The organism is Psychrobacter pasteurii (genome assembly GCF_900162815.1).
In the GTDB taxonomy this organism is placed as follows: Bacteria; Pseudomonadota; Gammaproteobacteria; order Pseudomonadales; family Moraxellaceae; genus Psychrobacter; species Psychrobacter pasteurii.
Window position 1 is genome coordinate 12512 of sequence record NZ_FUGD01000048.1, and the last position, 22597, is coordinate 35108.

The following is a 22597-nucleotide window of genomic DNA, read 5'->3' on the forward strand; positions in this document are numbered from 1 at the left end:
CAAAAATCAAATATGTTGAGTCCCATGATAAACCATTTACCCGAACAAAAAAACAGGCAAATCCCTATTACACCAATAGCTACTGGCTCCTCCAAGCTTAACTCGAAGGAGAATTCTGAAGACAGGGACAGTAATGCGCTTATCACTTGGCAAACACAAGTAGCAGATGTTATTACAGATATCGATCAGTTGCTAGCTATTTTGGAATTAACTCACATAAAGTCTGAGCTTTATATTCCTGAAGGCTTTGGTTTAAGGGTGCCGCGAGGTTTTGTTGCCAAGATGAAAAAGGGGGATCCGAATGACCCTTTGCTCCTTCAAGTTTTACCCAATAAGCTTGAACAAGTCAAGGTTAGTGGTTATGTGGCTGACCCTTTAGCTGAAAATGAGCAAAACCCTACTCAAGGTCTGTTACATAAATATCACTCACGCGTCTTAGTCACAGTCACTGGTGCTTGTGCCATTCATTGCCGTTATTGCTTTAGACAGCACTTTGATTACCAAGCTAATTTACCAAAATCAGAACAACTCGAGGTTATTAAGGCGTATATTGGTCAGCACCCTGAAATTCGCGAAGTGCTACTTAGCGGGGGAGATCCTTTAAGTGTGTCAAATCGACGCCTGTTTTTGTGGCTAGAAGCCTTAGAGTCTTTACCGCAAATTACCACCATTAGGATCCATACCCGCTTGCCTATTGTCATTCCAGAGCGCTTGGACTCAGAGCTACTATCCCGTCTAGAAGCCAGTCGTTGCCGTATTGTCATGGTGGTGCATACCAATCATGCCAATGAAATAGACGAGAATACCGCTCAGCACTTGCTACAAGCCAAACAAAAGGGCATCACTCTATTGAATCAAACGGTGCTGTTGGCTGGCATAAATGATAGCTTGGCTGTCCAGGTTGCACTTAATGAGCGGCTATTTGAAGCAGGGGTGCTGCCTTATTATTTACATTTATTAGATAAGGTAGAAGGGGCGGCACATTTCGATATGGCTAAGCAGCAGGCCGTTGAGTTGTATTGGAAAATGCTAGAGCAACTTCCTGGCTACTTAATGCCAAAGCTGGTGCAAGAGTTACCTAATAGACCTTTTAAGACGCCAGTTGACCTATATCAGAATTAATGGCAGTGCTAATTGATGAGAGCGCTGAATATTTAAATCTTAGCGCACAAGATTAATATTCGGTGCTTAATGCTGAACTTAATATCTAAACCTAATACCTAAAATTTAGTACTTTGACCCGTTGTAATCATCTATAAAAGTGAGTTGAGAATGTTGAATTTTGAGGGCGCAAATAGGACTGCTCCAAGCTTAGTTATTCCTACTTTATGCAAAAAGCTAAGTGGGCTGTTATTGGTATCATCTTTGGTGGTTTTGAGTACAGGCTGTACGCCCACGCCACCCGATCACCGCGCACAAGTTACGGCTCCAGTATATGAAGAGGGTGATGCTAGGCAAGGTGAGAAATTATATGAAGAGCTATGTAGCCAATGTCATACTTTAAGACCAGGCAGTAATAAAAAAGGCCCGCAACTGGTTGGGGTGTATATGGCTCCCTCGGCACAGCTAAGCGATTATAAATATAGTGAGGTCATGGAGCAGGCAAACTGGGTATGGGATGCTGAGACCTTAGATTCTTATATTGAAGATCCAGAAGCGGTATTAGCCGATACAAAAATGTTGTCTGACCCAATCCCTAATGCTAAAGACAGACAGGATATCATTGCTTATTTATCGACTTTAGGCCGGGAAGCACCGCCTGTGGCTGAAGATGAACAGAAATAACAGCCTAGCCTCAATAGCTTGATTAATCCTTATTTGATCAGTAAAGGATAGGGGTTTACTGCGCCAGACTGGGTGTAGATGCCATAATGTACATGAGTTGGGGTGCCTTTGGCGTTACCGCTGTCGCCGACATAACCAATGACATCTCCGGCTTCAACCCAGTCTCCTTCTTTAATATCAGCAAAGTCCTGTAAATGAGCATAGTAGTGGCTAACAGCCCCTGGGCCCAAGATCATTACCACATTGCCACCCAACTCATTGGTGCCGACTTTGCGAACTATACCTGGGGTGGTGCTGTGAATAGGCGTATTGCGTGCAGCAAAAATATCTATGCCTTCATGACTGCGGCCACCACTTCTAGCGGCGCCCCAAGTATCTGTTAAATTAGCCCCCTCAATGGGGCTAGGCAAACTATTAGGCTCAGGCGGTGCTTGCTTTATGAGCTTGCTATATCTCATAGAGCTGGTAACGTATTGCGTCAGCTCTTGACGAATATCTGCAGAATAAATATAAGCCAGATAGCCTGCTGCCAACAGTAGGAAAATTTTGATTAATCGTTTCAGCAAGCCGAAAAATTTACTCGGCTGTGATGGTTTTTTTTGATCAAAAGAAGAGTTTGGCATAAGTAGCAGTCACTATTCAGGTCTAATCTCAAGTTTGAGTGGGGCGATAGCGGTTATGAATAACCAAATTGATTGTTCATGAAAAACGGATTATTCATAAAAAGACTATTTCATAAAAAAGACCATCCCTAAGGGACGGTCTTTTTTTAGGGTCAATCTATACCCCGACTATTTATTATGACGATGGCTGTCAGCATGGTTTCGAGCCATCCGTTGCTCAAGAGTTAGCTCAGCATCACGCAGGCGAGGGTCACCTTCTTGGACTTCATCAAAGTCAGCTTGGTCAACTTGTTCATCGACAGTTTGCTGCTCAGAAGCACTCTTAACATCCCCTTCTGGTTCATAACCATGGGCACTATTGGCATCGCCTGTATCTTCTGTTAACTCTGACTGTTCATGCTCACTGGTTGAGGCATTGGAAGGGTTCTCAATCTCTTCAATCACGTAAGGGGTTAAGTTACCTGCTGCGTTTTCAAGAGTGTGCGGGTTTTCACGAGGTAGAGCATGAATCAAGTGCTCATCAAACACGTCCGTCAACAGCGAATCAAAGCGTACGGAGTTGTATTCAATAAGCTGTTCTGATTCAGCCTCAGTAATTACACCATCTTTTAGGGCGGTCAATACGTGATCCTCAAAGGTTAAACCGACGAACTCACCTTTGTGCTCCGCTTTTTTGAATTTCTGCCATAAAGGTTCAACTTGTAGTAGCATCTGATAAGCGTTTTCCATACGGCCAGTATTGTTCTCAGGGTCAGTGGTGTAGTACACCAGTGATTTTAACTGCTCGCGGAATGGGTTTTCTTCCCCATCTGCCATGATCAGATCACCGACTTGACGTTTTAGCTCATCACTTGGTTTTTCAGTGAAGTTTCCACCTGGGAAACAAACCAGCTTAACTAAGCCTGCCGCCATACGGTTAGGGAAGTTGTCGTATATTTCAAAGAAGGCTTCTTGAATCACATACAAAGACTTCTCTAACGCCAAACGGGCATGTAAGCGCTCAGATTCTGACTGACTGCCTTGGGCGTAAAATCTTAAAATAGCGGTCATGATAAATAAGTGAGAGTGGATGTCAGCTAAGCGTCCTGACAGCATCTCTCTACGTTTTAGGTCACCGGCAAGAATACCTAAGGCCATATCTGCGGTTAACGCAAAGTTAGCACTCAAACGGTTAATCTTTTTGTAGTAAGGACGGGTAAAGCTATCGGCAAAACTTGGGGCTTTGCCACTACCACCGAAGTATCCTGCCACAAAGGATTTAGCACCTCTATTAAACGTATAGCCTAGATGTTTAAAGAACATATCATCAAACTTACGTTTTGCTTCTTTTTTATCTTCGCTTTGTAGCAGCTGCAACTCTTCAAATAAGTAAGGGTGACAACGCATCGCCCCTTGACCAAATATCATAAGAGAGCGGGTTAGGATATTAGCCCCTTCTACTGTGATAGAAACAGGGATGGCTTGATAAGGAAGGGCTAAGAAGTTACGAGGGCCCAGCTGGATGGCACGACCACCGACAATATCCATACCGTCATTGACTAAGCTACGCATGGTTTCAGTGGCATAGTACTTCGCCATTGCCGTCATTACAGAGGGCGTTCCACCTTCATTTAGACCACAAGTCACCAGATGACGGAAAGCTTCTAGCATATAGGTATTGCTGGCAATGTTACTGGTGGCGTCTTGTACTCCTTCAAATTTACCAACCGGAATCTTGAACTGTTCACGCACTTTGGCAAAAGCGCCCACAGTTAGATAGGTCATTTCACCGGCTGAAGTGGAGAGAGCAGGCAAGGAAATACCACGGCCTACAGCCAGGCACTCCATCAGCATACGCCAGCCTTTACCAGCGTTTTCGATACCACCAATGATGAAGTCGAGTGGAATAAACACATCTTTACCCACTACGGTACCATTCATAAAAGGTGAGCCAGGATTGTGGCGCTCACCGGTGTGAACCCCTTTATAGTTGGCTGGAATTAAAGCACAAGTGATGCCATAGTCGGTCTTGTTTTTATCTCCTAACAGGCCTTCTGGGTCGTGTAGCTTGAACGCTAGACCCACTACTGTGGCAATGGGTGCCAAAGTAATCCAGCGTTTAGAGAAGTTCATGTTTAGACCGAGTACTTTACGGCCTTCATACATGCCATAGCAGACCACGCCTGTATCAGGAATAGCGCCCGCATCTGAGCCAGCTTCTGGTCCGGTTAGGCCAAAGCAAGGAATTTCAGTGCCTTTAGCCAGGCCTGGCAGCCAGCGCTGCTTTTGCTCTTCTGTACCATAGTGCATTAATAACTCACCAGGACCTAAAGAGTTGGGTACCATGCAGCTGACAGCAGCGGTTAAGCTTCTTGAGGCAATTTTACTCATGATACGGCTTTGAGCGTAAGGACTAAACTCTCGTCCGCCGTAGCTTTCGGGAATAATCAATCCCAAAAATCCGTTATCTTTGATGTACTGCCAAGCTTGGGGTGATAAGTCCTTATCGTGATGATGAATTTGCCACTCATCAAGCATAGAACACAGGATTTCTACTTCGTTATCGATAAAAGACTGCTCTTTTTCTGATAAAGTAGGGTACTCGTAATTGGCAAATTTCTCCCAGTCAGGCGCCCCCATAAACAGCTCTTTTTCCCACCAACTGGTGCCTGCATCTAGAGCTTCACGCTCAGTGTCACTCATACTAGGCATAGCGCCCGCTAGCATTTTATAGGCAGGGTCACTAATCATCGACTGGCGTAGAGGGGTGATTAATACCAATAGGCTGCCTAAAATTAAGGGAACGCCCAGCAATAATGACCAGGGTGCGATAAATCCGGCGACAACCGCAGTAATAATAAGTAATGCGGCACCGAAGGTACGGCTTAAGCCATATAAGAAGACCAGCAGTAAAGCAAACAGCTGCAATAGTATGGCGAGTATAAAAAAGCCAACTAAGGTTAAGGTAGTCATAGTTTGCACCCTAAAAAATTAGAATAAATTAAAAGTTAAAATTAGAAGTTTGTATTTTATTATTTGCACTTCTTTATAAATACAGTCTTTTTAGCTTGGGAGTACTTGGGAATAACAATCACTCAATATAACAGCCCCTAAATAAAGGGAGTTACAGCTACCTTACAGGGTAAGTAGGTCAAAGCAGATAATCAAGACTAGAATCTTTACAATTGGTTAATTACGTAGCTATTTATTTTAACGGCTTTAATGAGTTAACCGTTAGCTTACTTTTTATATTTACAAAAAAAAGAGGGCTAGTAGTGGCAGATAAAGCTTATTTGACAGTAGCTATAAGATAAAAAGAGGTTAGAGGATGAAAAACTAAGGGAAAAACAGTGAGGGCATAAAGCAGAAGCCTAAACATAAAGCAAAAGCCTAAAAAGGGTGGGTGCCCGTTTCTGCAAAAGACAAAGTTTCATTGCGGCCGACTATTATATGATCGACTAGGCTTAGGTCGATGGCTTGGCAGGCTTGTTTTAAGGTTTCGGTTAAGTGGATATCTGCTGCGGAAGGGGTGGCATCTTGGTTGGGATGATTATGGGCCACGATGAGCTGACTTGCTCCTTGCTGTAGGCCATGACGTAGGACCTGCTTAATACAGACGGAGCAAGACGCAATACCGCCGACGAAGAGCACTTTAAAGTCTAACAGATTTAAGCCGTTATCTAGGCAAAGCACGGCAAAAACCTCTTTAGTTTCTCGGCGCAGTTGGGTGGTTATATAATCCTTTACTACCTGCGATCGATTGAGGCTATTACCTGTCTTTAATTCACTGTTTAAATAACGCTTGCCCATCTCTAGGCTGGCCAGTAGTTGAGCATATTTTGCAGGACCGATACCGTGACAGGCGAGTACCGACTCTTTTGGTGCAGCTAGTAACTCAGCTATGCTGCCAAATTGAGTGATCAAGCTGCGGGCAAGCTCAATAGCCGATTGCTCTTTGGTGCCGGTACGCAAAAATATGGCCAGTATTTCAGCATCAGTTAAATGTTCAGGCCCCTGTTTAAGAAGCTTTTCTCGAGGTCTATCGTCTTCGTGCCAGTCTTTGATTGCCATTATGAATGCCAGGGTTGATAAGGGAGGATAAGGGAAATAGGGCGATGAAGTTAGTGCTATGATAATTAGTGCTATGATAAAGAGTATAGCCGGTAATCTTAGCCTTAATTATACCCATATTAGATAAATATAGTTAAGTCATTCTTAATTGATTATGGTCTGACTATATTAAGGTTAGACTTTCACCTCAGCCTTTGAGCTTAACCTTGGCTTAATCTATCCCCAAAATCTATACCCAAACCCCCCTGAAACTTGTTACCATAAGCACATTTTAATAAGCACTTTTAATGTAAGCTTTAAAGCTACTTATCACTTTATAATCTGTAGCCCTCATTTTTCGCATTATTATCCATTAAGGTAGTTCTCAGTTATGAGCCAAATCTTCACCCCCGTAGTTACTACTGTGCCAAACATTACTAAAATCGTTCTTGCTATAACTGGTGGCATTGCTGCTTATAAATCTGCTTTATTGGCCCGCTTATTGGTTAAAGAGGGCTTTGAGATTCGAGTGATCATGACTCAAGGCGCACAGCAGTTTATTACCCCACTAACGCTGCAAGCCTTGACCGGTAATGAAGTACATACCGAGTTGCTAGATACCCATGCAGAGTTGGGTATGGGCCATATTGAACTGGCAAAATGGGCAGACTTAGTACTGATAGCCCCTGCTTCTGCCAATACTTTGGCCAGATTGGCAATGGGTATGGCAGATGATTTATTGGCGACAGTCTGCTTGGCAACCACAGCACCGGTTATGGTTGCGCCTGCCATGAATCAACAAATGTGGGCACACCCAGCTGTGCAGCTAAACGTACAAACCCTAAGTGATATGGGGTATGAGATCATTGAGCCTGACAGTGGCGTTCAAGCCTGTGGCGATGTGGGAGCAGGGCGCTTACCAGAGCCAGAAATTTTATTAAGACGAGTGCTTAACTTCAAAGCGAAATTAATGGTCCCACAGAGTTTGGTTGGCAAAAAAGTAACCATTACCGCAGGACCAACAGTAGAAGCTATTGATCCGGTAAGATTTTTATCCAATCACTCAACCGGCAAAATGGGCTTTGCTTTGGCTCGTGCCTGCCGTGACGCTGGCGCTGAGGTAACTTTGATTGCTGGTGGCAAGGTGGATTTAACCACACCGCTTGATGTACAACGAGTTAATGTACTGTCAGCCAATGACATGCTGCAAGCTGCCAGTCAATCGGCAGCAGCAGGTTGTGACATCTTTATTGCTACTGCGGCCGTTGCTGATTACCGCACCCGAGATGCTGCTCCACAAAAGATTAAAAAGACCCAAGATGAGATGACTTTGGACTTGGTGAAAAACCCTGATATCTTGGCGACTATTTCTCATACTTACCCAGATATGTTCATGGTGGGCTTTGCCGCTGAAACTCAAGATGTCGAGAAATATGCTCGAGGTAAACTGGCCTCAAAAGACCTAGACATGATTGCTTGTAATGATGTATCGCGTAAAGACATTGGTTTTGCCAGTGATGAAAATGCGATGACGGTCTTTTTTGCCGATAAATATCAGCAAGAGCCTGAGGCATTAGATAAAGCCAGCAAGGATGATATTGCTCAGCAATTGGTTGCTCTTATTGGCAACACTATTTAACTTAAATGCACTTTTGAGTTCTCTATAATAAAAAAGGGTACGGGTGCTGTTGATAGGCTAAACAGCATTTAATACACCTGCTTAAGGCACTTGCTTAAAACACCTGAAAATTAAGATTGCTATCATAAAACGAGTCAACTAAAGGGCAATATATGACCAACTTAACCAAAGAGACCAAAGCTGAAATCAGTCATGTTACTAATGATACGATTAAATCCATGCTAGAGCACCGTTCTGTCCGTGACTTTACTGATGAGCCTATTAGTGAGGAAATGCTGGAGGCTATTTTAGAAGCAGGACGTGCTGTATCGACCTCCAATTACATGCAGTCGATGAGTGTGGTTCGTATTACAGACCCACAGCAGCGTGTTAAGTTCCATCAAGTGTCAAATGGCATGAGCGAAGAAGAATATAATCAGGCGATTGCAGAAGGTAAAAAGCTAGCGCATCCTTATGTTTTGGAAGCCCCTGAATATTTAGTATTCTGCATGGACAATCATCGCCACAGTCAAATAGAACCAGAAGCTCAGTTGGACTGGATTGAAGTGGTTATCATTGCCGCCGTCGATGTCGCTTTATATGCTCAAAATGTTATGGCTGCTGCAGAATCACTGGGCTTAGGCGGTGTTTATATCGGTAGTATGCGTAACGATATTGAGCGAGCAGGTGAGATTATCAATGCACCAAAACATGTGGTGCCGTTATTTGGCATGTGTTTAGGACATCCTAGCGATTCTCCAAAAAATGCCACTACCAAACCGCGTCTACCGCTTTCTGTATTGGTATCTGAAAACCAATATCAGCCAGCAACTCAGGCGCAGCTTGATGCCTTTAACCAAACTGTTATCGATTACTATGTAGAGCAGCGCGGTGAAGGAGAGCATCCCGACTGGAAAGCTCAAGTTACAAAAGTCTTCGGAAGCCCAGTACGTCCTCAGGTGATGGACTATCTGAATAAGCAGGGATTTGCCAAACGTTAACGGCTAACTGTCGTGAGTTGATCTTTAGCTTACAACCAATGGATGTCAGATGTTCAACTCTGAAAACCTACTATTAACCTTCATTTTTACCGTCGCCTCTTTACTACATGGAATTAGTGGTATTGGAGTGACGTTGGTTTCTACCACAGCTTTGGCGAGTATGTACTCGTTGCAGCACGCCATTATCCTAATTATCTTCCCTTCTTTAGCGCTAAACCTCATGACTTGGCTCATTGGGGGAGGGCGTAGTATGGGTGAGAATTTCCGTTATTATCTCAAGCACTATTGGCTACTGGCCTTAATGAGTTTGCTTGGCAGCCTACTTGGGGTAAAGTTGCTATTATGGGTGGACAGCAGTTATATATTGGTGTTGCTCGCTGCAGTGATTGCCTTTTATGTTATTAGTAATGCTCTGGGCAAAAGAATAATTTTACCCGCTACCACCCCTGTGCTGATTGTTACGGGTCTTATTGCCGGGATAATAGGCGGCTCTACCAATGCGATGTCAACTATATTGCTTATGTATCTGCTGGGCAGTAGTGATGATAAAAATACCATCGCTAAAGTAGGTAATATGTGTTATTTATTGGGTAAGGTCGCCCAAATTATCGTATTACGTGAGTCATTGATCGCATTACCTAAAGCTGATTGGCTACTTATTGCCTTATTGACCACTGTTTCTTTGGTAAGCTTACTTATTGGTATTCGTTTACGCCATTATTTATCTCAAGATAGATTTAGGCAGTTGGTGCTTATCATATTGACCTTTTTAGGGTTAAGAGTTGGCTGGCAAGGTATAGTCGGATTAATAGGGTAGAGAGTTACAGAGTAGAGATGTACAAACCTATCTGCCTTTAATTATGGGATTACAGGAGAGCGTTATGAGTAGAGTTTATGGCGTAAATAAAGGCCATCACATCACTAAAAGTCTGGCTAAAGCTGGGGTGCTTATGAGTGTCATGGCTTTATCTGTCTCTGCCTTGGCCACAGTAGGTGGGGGTCAGCGCATTGAGATATTGGGCTATGATAAAGCGGAGCAAAAAGTATTTGTCTTACGCCATTATGATGATGGGCGTGGCCGTTTACCACAGCTTTATTACTATGATTTTTCAAGTAAAAAACCAGAAAAGTTAGTGGAAGTTCGCTCGCTTTATATAAACCCCAAAACCAAAAAATATGATGAGTTTGAGGGCAGTAATGGCCGCTTTAGCGCTGGGCTCAAGCAGATTAAAGATAGAGTGGTTGCATTAAAGCCTAGCTATACTCAGGTGACTGTCCAAGTAGAATCCTTGAAACAAAAAAAGACCAACCTAAGGTCTTGGCTTGGGGAAATAGGTCAAGGCACCGAATATCAGTTTAACTATAGATTGAAGGCTGATGAGGCCAAATTGTCCAGTTCAACTCATAGCGCCACTACCTATTCAGTCTGTCTGACTACCGATAATGTGGTTTATAAAGTACCCAACCAACCTTATGCGCTAAGCACGGTCAAATATAAAGGCACTTTAATGGAAGGGGGTTATGACTACCAAGATGTGGTTCTCTTAAAGAAAACCAAATAGCTTTATTCCTTTAACCTCATTCCTTTATTCCTTTAAAAGTACTATATAACGGGCTTAATGATATAGCAGTAAAGATATGAAAAATCAGTCAATCCGAACGCTGGATACCCCCGCTCAATTACAGTCTGATATCAAGGCATTAATAACCATAGAACCTAGATTTGAGAGGGTCTATCAACAAGTAGGTCTGCCAGATTTAAGGCGTAATTCAGGGGGCTTCGAGCAGCTGATGCGAGCTATGGTTGGTCAGCAGCTATCGGTTGCGGCGGCTTCTAGTATTTGGAACAAGCTTGAAGAAGCAGAATTGATTAGCCCTCAAGCCATTTTGCACGCAGAGGACGAAGCGCTGCGTGAACAGGGGCTTTCACGGCAAAAGATTCGCTATTTACGCTCTTTGGTTGAGCACGATATTGATTTTGAGGCGTTACAGTCTCTATCCGATGCTGAAGTCATTAAAACCTTAACTGCAGTCACTGGCATTGGTAACTGGACCGCGGAGATGTATCTACTGTTTAGTCTAGGAAGAGCCGATGTGCTCGCTGTAGATGATCTGGCTATCAAAGTGGGCGCTATGGATTTGTTGCAACTAGAGGCGAGGCCTACGCCAAAACAACTAAAAGGCTTAACCCAAAGCTGGGCGCCTTATAGAAGTGCAGCAAGTCTATTGCTCTGGTCACATTATGGTTGGCTCAAAGACCGTGATGCGGTGCCGGTGTAGCACCGCTGGCCAAAGTTATGAACTACTTGGCTTTAAGGCTACTGCTGCTGAAGCTCAAGCAACCTTTGATATAGAGCATTTTTCTTAACCCCAGTAATGTCAGAGGCCAAAGCTGCCGCTTTTTTTACCGATAAATCTTCAAGTAATCGTAGCAGTAGAGTGTCATGCACACTTAAGTCATCATTAACGTCGTTAATATTGCCACCAACAACTAAGACGATTTCCCCTTTTTGTTGATTGTTGTCTGATTCAACAAAGTCGACCAGTTCACCTAGCGTTGATTTTCTAACGGTCTCAAAAGTCTTAGTAAGCTCTCGGCAAAGAGTAGCTGGGCGACTCTCTCCAAATACTTCAGCCATATCTTTTAAGCTGGCCACGATGCGATGCGGCGCTTCATAAAAAATTAAGGTTTCACTACGCTCAGCATAGTCTTGTAACTGCTTCACTCGGCCATGCGTTTTGGCTGGCAAGAAACCCACAAAGCTGAACTTATCAGAAGGCAATCCAGCCACACTGAGCGCCGCAATAGCTGCACTCGCACCAACGATAGGCACTACGCCAACGCCTGCAGCATGAGCGGCTTGAACCAACTGATAGCCTGGGTCACTAATTAAAGGCGTCCCAGCATCACTGATTAAAGCCACAGAATGCCCGCGTTGAATCATCTCAATGATTTTTGGCGTTTGCACTTCACTATTATGCTCATGGTAAGCCCAAGTTTGAGTATCAATACCGAAGTTTGACAGCAGCTTGCCAGAGGTGCGAGTGTCTTCACAGGCAATGATATCTACCTTCTTTAGGGTATCAATGGCACGAGCGGTGATATCACCCATATTGCCGATTGGGGTAGCCACAATATACAAATAAGCTTTGGCGACAGAGGCACTGCTTTGAGATTGAGGCTGTGAGGGTTGCTGAGCATCATGTTGCACTGACATAAAACACCTTAATTAAAATTTGAAATATACACAGAGGTTGCGTATTACCAGTTTATCATGATGTGCTAATATATCTTTGCTCGCTTATCTTTATCTTAAATAATATTGTGTTGAATACGCTGAGCGAATGGATAGGCCTGATATAGAAAAAACCTATTGGTCTTGCTAAGTGCACTATATAACCCAAATAGGTCGAATCTATGCCCTCTAACCCCTCATTGCTCAATTCGCCAAGACAGCGACAAGGAGGGCGTTATGAGAAAATTGCTGCCGAATTTTTGCAGCAGCAAGGGCTGTCTGTCATAGCCACAAACTGGCAACAGCCCAAGATTGGCGAGATAGATTTAATATTGTTACACCCTGGTCGGGCTTGGGATACCTTAGTCTTTGCTGAAGTGCGTAAGCGAAAAGTCTCCAATTACGGAGATGCCTTGATGAGTATCACCTATGCCAAAAAGCGTAAGCTTATTAAGACAGCCCGATTCTTTTTAACACAAAACCCTAGCTATGCTCATCTTGACTGCCGATTTGATGTGATTGCTTTTAATCAGGTAAGGAACTCTAAGGATGATCAGGATTTTTTGGCACCTGAATGGGTGCAAGGTGCATTTTTGGCTAATGCCTGGTAAAAATAGGCCTTTAATCTGTATCTTGCAGATTGTATTAGGGTTTTGTTACCAAATAGGTAAGGTAGAATGGGCTGATATAGGTAAACTAGGCAACATATTTTTAATATTATTTTTGAATTCTGACAAACCTACATATCGTTATAGGCCAGCCTAAAATTTTTAGATAAATAAAACCTTTATAAAGCTAAAATGAGTTGGTAAGGCTACAAATAAGGACATTATAAAATGGCAAGTTCTTGGTTATCCGGCAATAAATCTATGAAACGTATCACACTGGGCGTGGCATTAAGCCTAGGCTTATTGAGTGGCTGTGTATCGTTACAAGCCATTAAGTCTCCAGAAGAGTCTTTTGGCGTAGCAGCAACAGATCGAACCTTGGCCCAACGTATTTTAGATAAAAGTATCGAAAATACCGCAAAGATTAATATTAGCCGCATTAGCCCCACCTTCTCTGAGACCAGCCGTGTCAGTGTTCACAGCTTCTATAGCACAGTGTTGATTACCGGTGAGGTGCCAGACGAAGAGGCCAAAAAGCAAGTAGAAGCTATTGTGTCTTCTATGCCAGATATCAAGCAACTGCACAACAAATTGACAGTTGCTAATATCAAAGGAGCCAGTTATACCGTTCATGATACTTATATTAGCTCAAAGGTTAATGCCAAAATTTTGACCAATAACGCCATCAAAAGTAGCCAAGTAAAAGTAGTGACTGATGACGGTATTGTTTATGTGATGGGTAAGCTGACTCCTGCACAGCGTGAGCATCTAATTGCTATTATAAACAGTACTGTGGGTATCAAAGAGTTGGTGTTATTAACCGATCTTATCGACAGTAATGGGGCAGTAATTGAGGAAGAGGCCATTATTCAAGAGACCAATCTTGAGCCTCCAGCTCCACGCTATATTGAAGAGCCCGTTCAAGGTGTGTCTGTGGTGGATCAGTCTTATGCGTCTCAGCAAGGTGCTGTAAATGACTATCAACCCCCTGCCGCGGCCAATAGTGATGTAACTAATAATGACGTAAATGATCAGAGCAGCTCTGCGACACCAGCACAAAATTCAGCTAATATTTATCCTAGCCCTTATGAGGACTAGCTCACATACTGAACAAACTATGCAAAAATATAAAAAATGGACTGCTTCACTGGCCGTTACAGGCGTGGCTTTATGGTCATTACAAACGGTCGCTGCCAATGCATCACCAGGGCTAGTATTATTAAATACGGTTAGCCCAAAGGGCGAGATTAGCGTTACCAAAGACTTAAGCTATGGCACTGATCCAGAGCAAAACCTAGATATCTATTATCCTAAAGCACTGGCCAAAGCCATACACAGCAACCAAAGCCCAAAGGCCGATTATCCTTTAGTGGTCTTTGTTCATGGGGGCTCTTGGGAAAGCGGTAATAAAGATCAGTACGCTTTTGTGGGTCATAGTTTGGCCAAAGCAGGCTATGTGACCGCTGTGATTAATTATCGAAAAGCGCCAGAGTTTATTTATCCTGCCTTCGTAAGTGATACCGCACAGGCGATTGCTTGGTCGTATCATAATGCGGATAAGTTTTATGCTGATGCCAATAAGGTGGCTGTGATTGGTCACTCAGCGGGGGCTTTTAATGCAGTTGCTGCCGTCTCTAATGCAGATTTTTTGCAGCCTTACGGTTTACAGCCGAGTGATATTAAAGCTGTGGTAGGCATTGCGGGTCCTTATAGCTATGATTTTAGAAAGTTTTCTTCACGAACCGTGTTTCCTAAAGAAGCCAGCCCAGAGCAGGTTATGCCTGATGGCTTAATTAAAGCGGGGAGTAGTGGGCAGCAGCCTGAGTATTTATTGATGACCGCTGAAAATGATAAGGTGGTTCACCTCACCAATACCACAAAAATGGCACAAGCTTTGACCAAGGCAGGCGCTACTGTGATTACTGAAGAGGTAAAAAAAGCCAATCATGCCACCAGTATCGCAGCCATGTCTACCTCATTAACTTGGGTAAATACAGTTCGGCCTCAGCTTCTTAACTATCTGCAGCAAAAGCTTCAGTAGATTGTGAACTTTGCGTGAACTAAAGGATATTAATAAACATCTATTAGGCAAATATCTATTACACTTGCTATAATCAAAAGCTTGATACGGGCTATATGGGCTTATTGTCCAAACATCACAGATGTAGTTGGTGGTTTATAATTATCCTTAAAAGCACTTTTACTTTTTTTAGTCCGTCCCCTTATTTATTTTTATTAATTTTTTTACTTTTACTCATTTCAATACTAATTATAGGTAGTTTCTATGAGCATGAACGCGGATGATTTAATCGCATTTTTACAGCCACATTTCCCAGAAGCTTTTATCCAAGCGGCTAACCAAGGTAACAAGTTTGATGTGCGCGTGGTAGATGCCAGCTTTGAAGGCAAGCGTTTGGTTCAGCGCCAGCAAGCGGTATATGGTCTGGTGGGTGATATCATTGCCAGTGGTGAGATTCATGCCCTTAATATTCAGGCTTTGACCCCGCAAGAGTGGGAACAGATGCAAGCCAACCAGTAATTTTGACTGAGTCAGTCAACTAAGACCAGCATGGCAAATTCATGCTAGCTGTGAAGTCTTAGCCCTCATAAAATTTTAATCGTATTTCAGCTTAGGACAGTATTCAATGGACCAATTTCTAATCACCGGCCGTAGTCGCATTGCAGGCGAAGTCACTATTTCAGGGGCGAAAAACGCAGCCCTACCACTTCTAGCTGCTATGATTTTGGCAGAAACACCGACAACATTGAATAATGTTCCTTCTTTACAAGATGTGCGTACCCTAGTTAAGCTTATTGCAGGCTTGGGCATCAATATCGAGAAAAACGGCAATGTCGTAACTTGTGATACCAGCACCATCGAAAACTACTTTGCGCCGTATGAGCTTGTGAAAACCATGCGCGCTTCAATTTTGGTATTAGGTCCCTTATTGGCCCGTTTTGGTGAAGCAGAAGTGTCGCTACCAGGCGGCTGTGCCATTGGGTCACGTCCAGTAGATCAACATCTAAAAGCTTTTGAAGCTATGGGTGCAGATATCAAAGTAGAAAATGGTTATGTTATTGCTAAAGCACCAGAAGGCGGCCGCCTAATTGGTTGTGAATTTGGCTTTGATATGGTGACTGTTGGCGGTACTGAAAACGTCCTTATCGCTGCTACTTTAGCCAAAGGGACCACAGTATTAGAAAACTGTGCTCGTGAGCCAGAAGTGGTCGACTTAGCCAATATGCTGGTAGCTATGGGAGCTAAAATTGAAGGTATCGGGACTTCAACACTGACCATTGAAGGCGTAGAAAGCTTAAAAGGCTGTGAGTACTCTGTGGTTGCTGATCGTATCGAAACGGGCTCTTATTTAGCGGGTGCCTTGATGACAGAAGGTGATGTGACTGCTAAAAACACGGATCCTTCACTGCTAATTCCTGTACTACAGAAGTTTGAAGAAATGGGCGCTGTGGTTACCACAGGTGAGGATTGGATTCGAGTTCAAATGACAGGTCGTCCTAAGCCTGTAGATATTCGCACCCAGCCACATCCAGGCTTCCCAACAGATATGCAGGCTCAATTAATGGCTGCTTGCTGTTTGGCAGAGGGTACGAGCACCATTAGTGAAAACATCTTTGAAAACCGCTACATGCATGTACCTGAATTAAAGCGCATGGGTGCAGACATTCAAATAGATGGTCACACTGCTATTATCCGCGGGGTAGAAGCTTTCAACTCAGCTCCTGTCATGGCGACTGATTTACGTGCTTCTATGTCATTGGTTATGGCTGCAGCTGCGGCAGAAGGGGAAACCTTAATTGACCGCATCTATCACATTGACCGTGGTTATGAAAACGTAGAAGAAAAGCTGCGTGGCCTAGGGGTTCAAATCGAGCGAGTAAACCCTGTAACAGACAATGCTGAGTCCAAAGCCAGCGACGACTAATTAAGATTAGCTGTCTGTGGTATCGCTTAGTTATATGAATAAGTTTCAGGCGATACCATAGCAGTCGATACCAAACATACTTTCATCAAATTAAGACATACTTTACTATGACTGACACCAATGAGTTACTGAATCAAGCGGATAGTGATTATAACGGGTTAACTTTGGCACTATCTAAAGGGCGCATTTTAAAAGAAACCCTACCTTTACTAAAGGCTGCTGGTATCGAGCTTTTAGAGGATCCAGATAAATCACGTAAACTGATTTTTCCGACTTCTCATGAGCAAGTTCGAGTGTTAATTTTACGTGCCAGTGATGTGCCTACCTATGTTGAGCATGGAGCAGCGGATTTCGGTGTGGCCGGTAAAGATGTTTTATTAGAGTATGGGGCCAAGCACGTTTATGAGCTTCTTGATTTGAAGATTGCTCAATGTAAATTGATGACAGCAGGGATTAAAGGGGCAGATTTGCCCAACCGTCGCCTGCGTATCGCTACTAAATATGTCAACGTTGCCCGTGCTTATTTTGCCAGTCAAGGTCAGCAAGTAGATATTATTAAACTATATGGCTCTATGGAGCTGGCGCCTTTAGTGGGTCTTGGAGACTTAATTGTCGACGTAGTAGACACCGGCAATACGTTACGTGCTAACGGCTTAGAGCCACTAGAGCATATCTGTGATGTCTCATCAAGATTGATCGTGAATCAGGTCAGTTATAAGCGTAAATACAGCTTACTTCAGCCTATTTTAGACAGCTTTAAACAAAGTGTAGGCGAGTAGTCACTCAGTAAAAGAACACCACGTCATGTGGTGTTTTTTTATGTCAAGTCATATAGATAGTGAAGATAAAAATAACTGATATTTAATCTGCTGATGGATAACATCGGTGAGTTTGCGTGTTAAACTGCTAAGATACCCTTTGCTTTAAGTGCTATATGATTCTTAAATTTTATCCCAGTTGTACCGTTAATCATTTGATTTATACCAACCCTAAGACTCAATACTATATTTTATAATTGTTATCTCGAGGACATACATGCGTATTTTGACCAGTGCCGACGCTAATTTTGACCAGCAACTAACTGATTTGCTTGCTTTTGAAACTGTGAACGATAAAGGTTTGCTAGAGACTGTGGATCATATTATCCATCAAGTACGCCAAACAGGAGATAAAGCAGTCTTAGAGCTGACGCAAAAGTTTGATTCGCATCCGGCAACCTCTATGCAAGATTTGATGCTGACTCAAAATGAGCTTAAAGCCGCTTACGATGCGCTAGAAGATCCTATTAAGTCCTCGTTAGATACAGCTGCTGAGCGTATTAAGAGCTTCCACCAACGTCAAGTGCAACAGACTTGGGAATATACCGATGATCTGGGTAACCGCTTGGGTCAAAAGGTAACGCCTTTAGACCGTGTTGGTATTTATGTGCCTGGCGGATTGGCCTCTTATCCTTCGTCAGTATTGATGAATGCCATTCCAGCAAAGGTTGCCGGAGTCACTGAAGTAATTATGGTGGTGCCCGCCCCAAAAGGTGAGCTGAACTCACTGGTATTGGCTGCCGCTTATCTGTCAGGTGTGGATAAAGTGTTCACTATTGGTGGTGCTCAAGCCGTAGCAGCTTTGGCTTATGGTACCGATACGATTCCGCAGGTAGATAAAATTACTGGACCAGGTAATAAGTATGTGGCCGCCGCCAAAAGAGCGGTATTTGGTCAAGTGGGCATTGATATGATTGCTGGACCATCTGAAGTCTTGGTCTATGCAGAAGGCGAAAGTGGCGATAATGCTGATTGGTTGGCAATGGATCTGTTGTCACAAGCTGAGCATGACACAGTAGCCCAGTCTATCTTTGTGACCACCAGCGAGGAGCAGCTAAAAGCAGTTGAGCAGGCCATTGAAAGTGCTTTAGCTCAGTTGCCAAAAGCAGATATTGCACGTCAATCATTAGCCAATCGCGGCGCTTTAATTTTAGTAAAAGACCGTGCTGAAGGGCTACAAGTGATTAATCGTGTCGCTCCTGAGCATTTAGAGCTGTCTTTAGATAATCCCGATGAGCTGATTGAGGATATTCGTCACGCAGGGGCTATCTTTATGGGTCGCCACACGCCAGAGGCCATTGGCGATTATTGTGCTGGGCCGAATCATGTGTTGCCCACTTCAGGTACAGCTCGATTCTCTTCACCATTAGGGGTGTATGACTTCCAGAAGAAATCTTCGTTGATTTACTGTTCAGAAGAGGGCTCTAAGCCTCTGGCACAAGTAGCTGATACTTTAGCCATGCAAGAAGACTTAGAGGCGCACGCGCGCTCAGCCCGTTATCGTAGCGAGCAAGCAAATTAGTGATCTCTTTGCTACGCACAAGCTAAGCGACAAGAGCTGACGTGTACACACAATAACATCGCTATTTTCAATGAATGTTATCGTTTACTGCAGAGTAGCGTGATAAGATAAGTTATTGTATTACCCCGCATCTATACTAATAATAAGTGACAAAGACTATGGAATTTAAATTAGATACCCGCTTGTGGTCTACCAAAGCCCGTAACTTAAACCCTTATGTGCCAGGTGAGCAGCCCAAGCACGACAATTTATGTAAACTAAATACCAATGAAAACCCGTTTCCGCCTTCTCCAAAAGTGGCTGAAGCGATTGCAGAGGTTTTAAGCAATCAAGCCGATCAACTGCGCCTATACCCAGCGCCTGAATCTGATGACTTAAAGCAGGCTTTAGCCGAAGCTTATAAGTTAGAGGTAAACCAAGTATTTGTGGGTAATGGTTCTGATGAAGTATTAGCTTTGGTTTTCGCCAGCTTCTTCTTAAAAGAGCGTCCTTTATTATCACCTGATATTAGTTATAGTTTCTATCCGGTCTATGCAGATACCTTCGGTATTGAGCTAGTGAAGATACCTTTGACAGAAGACTTTAGTATTGAAACGAACGATTACCGTCAGCCTTGCTCAGGCATTATTATTGCTAACCCCAATGCGCCGACTGGCATCTTATTGTCATTAGAAGCCATTGATAAACTGGCCACTGAGCATCCTAATGCTGTGGTAGTTATTGATGAGGCTTATATTGATTTTGCTGATCAGCCAGAAGCGTCAGCCATTAGTTTGATTGATAAGCATGATAACTTATTGGTCACTCAGACCTTCTCGAAGTCTCGCTCTTTAGCAGGCTTACGTGTGGGCATGGCATTTGGTAATCCGTCCTTGATTGAAGCACTAACTCGAATGAAAAACAGCTTTAACAGCTATCCTCTAGACCGTTTGGCTCAAGCTGGAGGATTAGCGAGCGTTAAAGATGAGGCGTATTTTGAAGAGACTTGCCGTAAGGTGATTGAGTTACGTCAGCAGCTGACTAGTGATTTATCTGATCTAGGCTTTAGCGTGCTGCCTTCACAGGCTAATTTCGTATTTGCCCGTCCAGAGCAGGGGAATGCAGGTGAAATTGCCCAGACATTGCGTGAGCAAGGGGTGATTGTTCGTTATTTCAACCAGCCAAGAGTCAGTGAGTACTTGCGTATCACGGTAGGAACAGCGGAACAAAATCAACGCTTGATTGAAGCTTTAAAACAAAGAGTGTCGGCTTAAGAGCTCTGTTGTTTTATTAATAAAGAATCTCTTAGTGAGTTGTTAAAAAGGTCAGAATATATTCTGACCTTTTTTATTGAACGGCTAATTAAACTTTAGGGTCTAAGATGGCCAAGAGGTTACCGACTTTATCATGACACTCTTGATATTCAGCAGCACAGTTTGAGCCCACGGTAATCCCGCCTCCTGCCCATAGCGCAACCTCACCTTGAGAGTTTGCTTGTAGTGAACGAATCAGCACGTTCCATTGGCCTGTACCATCGAAGTTCATATAGCCTAAGGTTCCACAATACGCCCCTCGGGGAGCGGACTCTAACTCACTAATAATTTCAACAGCTCTTTTCTTTGGAGTGCCTGTGATTGAGCCAGCAGGCAAGCTGTTAAATAAAACCATAAGCGGATGATGCTCTTCTTTAATGGTGGCGGTGATGGTGCTGACCATATGATGCACATTACTAAAGCTTTCAATGGCGAACAGTTTCGACACTTTGACACTGCCTACTTCTGCATATTTGCCCAAATCATTACGTAGCAAGTCGACAATCATTACATTTTCAGCTTTGTCCTTTTCGCTTTGGGCCAGCTGATGCTTAAGCTGTTCATCTTGTTCTTTGGTGGTCCCTCGCGGTAAAGTTCCTTTAATCGGCTTAGTAATAATCTGCTGTTTGCTAGGTTGTGATGGGTCAGTGGCCTTTGTTTTATCAAACAGCACAAATAATTCTGGAGAGCAGCTTAGAAGCTCAAACTCAAGATCAGATGAGCTGTGAGTTAGGGCTAAGTATCCAGCAAATGGTGCTTGGGTGTTTTGATGTAAAGCGGGCAGGTAATCTACCAAATTTGGATTTGGATTAAAGTTATCTTGCGACAAGATACGGTCTGTTGAGGTAGCCAGTTTGCCTTGCCATTTTTGGGTAAGGTTAATTTGATAACTGTCGCCTTGATACAAGTATTGTTGGGTTTGATGAAAAGCTTGTGCATATTGATCTGCACTCCATAAGGCCGTTAGCGGTAGAGCAGGGGGTGAAATGGGGTGTTGTAATAAATCCAATAAACCTTCTTCAAACCGTTGTAAATAAGAGACGATGGTTTTTTTAATCGCTGCGGACGTCAAGCTCCCAGTGTGTAACTCCCAGCCTTGAGTGGCACTAGGTTTCAGATACACATCGTAGTGTGCCAAGAAGGCGCAAGGCTGGTCGGCAAGCTTAATTTCAGGGCTAGCCGCTAAGGCTCTGGCACCAATATCGTAGCCTATAAAACCCATCAAGCCACTGTGATAGGTAGGCTTTGAAGTGCTAGAAGTAGGGGCTGAGTCAGTCTCTTGCTGCTGCATGAGGGCCTCATTACAGTAGCAAGTGAGCTCTTCAATCCAGCTTTGATAGTCAATGACATAGCGTTCAGAGTGAGACTGAATAGAGGGCAAGCTTGAGGAAGATTGAAGCTCTATATTATCGTTAGGCTCTTGACGAGAAGTCTTTAATATCTCAATATTTAAGTTAGGCTCTTTTAAAGTAGAGTCTAGGTCTGAGTTTTTATAAGCGCTCCAAGCGTTCTTGGGCAAGAGGCCAATGACCTGCTCCCCTTCATTATTAAGCCAGCAAGGATGCCAAGGTAAATGCGACAAATTGCTCTGCTCGATGAAGTCAGTCAGATGTGGCAGGAGCTGATCAGCTGGCAGATTATGGAAAGAAAAAGTATGGTAAATCATAAACGCTCGATGTTTTTAGGGACACACGCAAAATTTATTTATTATAAGGGCGAAAAAGTAAGTTGTAGGGGAAGATAATAGGTCGGTAATAGACTATTTTACATTGTGCTAAAGCGCGATAACACTGTTTAAACTGATATATTGCTCCCAATTACATAAAATGAAAGACAGTATTAAAGTAAGGGTTACAAACAGTAACCACGAATCTACCTAAAAATATCTATAATTACTCACTATGAGTAAATTGTTAAGCATAAAACAAGCAGCTAATCAGTTAGGCGTTTCCGTCTCAACTCTACGAAGATGGGATGAGACAGGCGTGCTTGTCGCCCAAAGAACACCCAAAGGCCATCGTAGGTATGACTTATCTAAAATAAACCCAAACCTGACTCGTAATAAGGTGGAGCAACAACGTAAAACCATAGCTTACGCTCGTGTTTCGAGTCATGACCAAA

The 22597-nt window shown here is 43.4% G+C and carries 21 protein-coding genes; 16 read left to right on the top strand and 5 right to left on the bottom strand.

Annotated features, from left to right (window positions below; all coding sequences use genetic code 11):
- The first annotated feature begins 24 nt into the window (after nt 1-24).
- Both epmB and A1232T_RS02350 read left to right on the top strand, forming a co-directional pair.
- Nucleotides 25-1122: an EF-P beta-lysylation protein EpmB gene (gene epmB, locus A1232T_RS02345; protein ID WP_167367024.1), complete on the top strand. Its 1098-nt coding sequence runs from the start codon at nt 25-27 to the stop codon at nt 1120-1122.
- Nucleotides 1123-1272: 150 nt separating this feature from the next.
- A complete protein-coding gene (locus tag A1232T_RS02350; protein WP_077447871.1) occupies nt 1273-1785 on the top strand; it encodes a c-type cytochrome in 513 nt (170 codons plus the stop codon).
- A gap of 29 nt (nt 1786-1814) precedes the next feature.
- On the opposite strand, the gene A1232T_RS02355 is transcribed toward A1232T_RS02350, so the two are convergent.
- From A1232T_RS02355 to radC, 3 genes are all read right to left on the bottom strand, one after another.
- On the bottom strand, nt 1815-2408 hold the full coding sequence (locus tag A1232T_RS02355) for a M23 family metallopeptidase (RefSeq protein ID WP_077447872.1): 594 nt from the start codon (nt 2406-2408) through the stop codon (nt 1815-1817).
- A gap of 168 nt (nt 2409-2576) precedes the next feature.
- Nucleotides 2577-5360 carry an acyl-CoA dehydrogenase gene (locus A1232T_RS02360; protein WP_077447873.1) on the bottom strand — a complete coding sequence of 928 codons (2784 nt, stop codon included), beginning with the start codon at nt 5358-5360 and terminating at the stop codon, nt 2577-2579.
- Nucleotides 5361-5777: 417 nt separating this feature from the next.
- Nucleotides 5778-6458 (bottom strand): RadC family protein, encoded by a 681-nt coding sequence (gene radC / locus A1232T_RS02365; RefSeq protein ID WP_077447874.1) that lies wholly within the window; start codon nt 6456-6458, stop codon nt 5778-5780.
- A gap of 370 nt (nt 6459-6828) precedes the next feature.
- Between radC and coaBC the strand changes: the two genes are divergently transcribed.
- From coaBC to A1232T_RS02390, 5 genes are all read left to right on the top strand, one after another.
- Nucleotides 6829-8076, top strand: a complete 1248-nt coding sequence (gene coaBC, locus A1232T_RS02370; protein WP_077447875.1) for a bifunctional phosphopantothenoylcysteine decarboxylase/phosphopantothenate--cysteine ligase CoaBC — start codon at nt 6829-6831, stop codon at nt 8074-8076.
- Between the two features lie 152 nt (nt 8077-8228).
- Complete coding sequence (nfsA, locus tag A1232T_RS02375; protein WP_077447876.1) at nt 8229-9056, top strand: oxygen-insensitive NADPH nitroreductase; 828 nt, start codon at nt 8229-8231, stop codon at nt 9054-9056.
- 49 nt (nt 9057-9105) lie between these two features.
- Nucleotides 9106-9873: a sulfite exporter TauE/SafE family protein gene (locus A1232T_RS02380; protein ID WP_077447877.1), complete on the top strand. Its 768-nt coding sequence runs from the start codon at nt 9106-9108 to the stop codon at nt 9871-9873.
- A gap of 64 nt (nt 9874-9937) precedes the next feature.
- Nucleotides 9938-10618 (top strand): hypothetical protein, encoded by a 681-nt coding sequence (locus A1232T_RS02385; RefSeq protein WP_077447878.1) that lies wholly within the window; start codon nt 9938-9940, stop codon nt 10616-10618.
- Nucleotides 10619-10694: 76 nt separating this feature from the next.
- Complete coding sequence (locus A1232T_RS02390; RefSeq protein ID WP_077447879.1) at nt 10695-11336, top strand: DNA-3-methyladenine glycosylase family protein; 642 nt, start codon at nt 10695-10697, stop codon at nt 11334-11336.
- A gap of 38 nt (nt 11337-11374) precedes the next feature.
- On the opposite strand, the gene rsmI is transcribed toward A1232T_RS02390, so the two are convergent.
- A complete protein-coding gene (gene rsmI, locus A1232T_RS02395) occupies nt 11375-12274 on the bottom strand; it encodes a 16S rRNA (cytidine(1402)-2'-O)-methyltransferase (RefSeq protein ID WP_077447880.1) in 900 nt (299 codons plus the stop codon).
- A gap of 200 nt (nt 12275-12474) precedes the next feature.
- Between rsmI and A1232T_RS02400 the strand changes: the two genes are divergently transcribed.
- The 8 genes from A1232T_RS02400 to hisC all read left to right on the top strand — a co-directional run bounded on the left by A1232T_RS02400 (nt 12475) and on the right by hisC (nt 20437).
- Nucleotides 12475-12903: a YraN family protein gene (locus tag A1232T_RS02400; RefSeq protein ID WP_077447881.1), complete on the top strand. Its 429-nt coding sequence runs from the start codon at nt 12475-12477 to the stop codon at nt 12901-12903.
- A 225-nt stretch (nt 12904-13128) separates the two neighbouring features.
- Nucleotides 13129-13998 carry a BON domain-containing protein gene (locus A1232T_RS02405; RefSeq protein ID WP_077447882.1) on the top strand — a complete coding sequence of 290 codons (870 nt, stop codon included), beginning with the start codon at nt 13129-13131 and terminating at the stop codon, nt 13996-13998.
- 19 nt (nt 13999-14017) lie between these two features.
- Nucleotides 14018-14941, top strand: a complete 924-nt coding sequence (locus A1232T_RS02410) for an alpha/beta hydrolase (protein ID WP_244152341.1) — start codon at nt 14018-14020, stop codon at nt 14939-14941.
- A gap of 243 nt (nt 14942-15184) precedes the next feature.
- Nucleotides 15185-15439, top strand: a complete 255-nt coding sequence (locus A1232T_RS02415) for a BolA family protein (protein ID WP_077447884.1) — start codon at nt 15185-15187, stop codon at nt 15437-15439.
- 106 nt (nt 15440-15545) lie between these two features.
- On the top strand, nt 15546-16844 hold the full coding sequence (gene murA, locus A1232T_RS02420; RefSeq protein ID WP_077447885.1) for a UDP-N-acetylglucosamine 1-carboxyvinyltransferase: 1299 nt from the start codon (nt 15546-15548) through the stop codon (nt 16842-16844).
- A 107-nt stretch (nt 16845-16951) separates the two neighbouring features.
- Nucleotides 16952-17623 carry an ATP phosphoribosyltransferase gene (gene hisG / locus A1232T_RS02425; protein WP_077447886.1) on the top strand — a complete coding sequence of 224 codons (672 nt, stop codon included), beginning with the start codon at nt 16952-16954 and terminating at the stop codon, nt 17621-17623.
- Nucleotides 17624-17879: 256 nt separating this feature from the next.
- Complete coding sequence (gene hisD / locus A1232T_RS02430) at nt 17880-19184, top strand: histidinol dehydrogenase (RefSeq protein ID WP_077447887.1); 1305 nt, start codon at nt 17880-17882, stop codon at nt 19182-19184.
- Nucleotides 19185-19342: 158 nt separating this feature from the next.
- A complete protein-coding gene (gene hisC, locus A1232T_RS02435) occupies nt 19343-20437 on the top strand; it encodes a histidinol-phosphate transaminase (protein ID WP_077447888.1) in 1095 nt (364 codons plus the stop codon).
- An 88-nt stretch (nt 20438-20525) separates the two neighbouring features.
- Here hisC and A1232T_RS02440 read toward each other — a convergent pair whose 3' ends face one another.
- Entirely contained in the window at nt 20526-22142 is a 1617-nt protein-coding gene (locus A1232T_RS02440; RefSeq protein ID WP_077447889.1) for an anthranilate synthase component I family protein, read from the bottom strand.
- A gap of 235 nt (nt 22143-22377) precedes the next feature.
- Here A1232T_RS02440 and A1232T_RS02445 point away from each other — a divergent pair.
- Nucleotides 22378-22597: MerR family DNA-binding transcriptional regulator (locus A1232T_RS02445; RefSeq protein ID WP_143513940.1), on the top strand; the 220-nt coding region annotated here is incomplete at its 3' end.

Coding starts and splice junctions, on each gene's coding strand:
- epmB (WP_167367024.1), top strand. CDS start 25: ATGATAAACCATTTACCCGAACAAAAAAACAGGCAAATCCCTATTACA.
- A1232T_RS02350 (WP_077447871.1), top strand. CDS start 1,273: ATGTTGAATTTTGAGGGCGCAAATAGGACTGCTCCAAGCTTAGTTATT.
- A1232T_RS02355 (WP_077447872.1), bottom strand. CDS start 2,408: ATGCCAAACTCTTCTTTTGATCAAAAAAAACCATCACAGCCGAGTAAA.
- A1232T_RS02360 (WP_077447873.1), bottom strand. CDS start 5,360: ATGACTACCTTAACCTTAGTTGGCTTTTTTATACTCGCCATACTATTG.
- radC (WP_077447874.1), bottom strand. CDS start 6,458: ATGGCAATCAAAGACTGGCACGAAGACGATAGACCTCGAGAAAAGCTT.
- coaBC (WP_077447875.1), top strand. CDS start 6,829: ATGAGCCAAATCTTCACCCCCGTAGTTACTACTGTGCCAAACATTACT.
- nfsA (WP_077447876.1), top strand. CDS start 8,229: ATGACCAACTTAACCAAAGAGACCAAAGCTGAAATCAGTCATGTTACT.
- A1232T_RS02380 (WP_077447877.1), top strand. CDS start 9,106: ATGTTCAACTCTGAAAACCTACTATTAACCTTCATTTTTACCGTCGCC.
- A1232T_RS02385 (WP_077447878.1), top strand. CDS start 9,938: ATGAGTAGAGTTTATGGCGTAAATAAAGGCCATCACATCACTAAAAGT.
- A1232T_RS02390 (WP_077447879.1), top strand. CDS start 10,695: ATGAAAAATCAGTCAATCCGAACGCTGGATACCCCCGCTCAATTACAG.
- rsmI (WP_077447880.1), bottom strand. CDS start 12,274: ATGTCAGTGCAACATGATGCTCAGCAACCCTCACAGCCTCAATCTCAA.
- A1232T_RS02400 (WP_077447881.1), top strand. CDS start 12,475: ATGCCCTCTAACCCCTCATTGCTCAATTCGCCAAGACAGCGACAAGGA.
- A1232T_RS02405 (WP_077447882.1), top strand. CDS start 13,129: ATGGCAAGTTCTTGGTTATCCGGCAATAAATCTATGAAACGTATCACA.
- A1232T_RS02410 (WP_244152341.1), top strand. CDS start 14,018: ATGCAAAAATATAAAAAATGGACTGCTTCACTGGCCGTTACAGGCGTG.
- A1232T_RS02415 (WP_077447884.1), top strand. CDS start 15,185: ATGAGCATGAACGCGGATGATTTAATCGCATTTTTACAGCCACATTTC.
- murA (WP_077447885.1), top strand. CDS start 15,546: ATGGACCAATTTCTAATCACCGGCCGTAGTCGCATTGCAGGCGAAGTC.
- hisG (WP_077447886.1), top strand. CDS start 16,952: ATGACTGACACCAATGAGTTACTGAATCAAGCGGATAGTGATTATAAC.
- hisD (WP_077447887.1), top strand. CDS start 17,880: ATGCGTATTTTGACCAGTGCCGACGCTAATTTTGACCAGCAACTAACT.
- hisC (WP_077447888.1), top strand. CDS start 19,343: ATGGAATTTAAATTAGATACCCGCTTGTGGTCTACCAAAGCCCGTAAC.
- A1232T_RS02440 (WP_077447889.1), bottom strand. CDS start 22,142: ATGATTTACCATACTTTTTCTTTCCATAATCTGCCAGCTGATCAGCTC.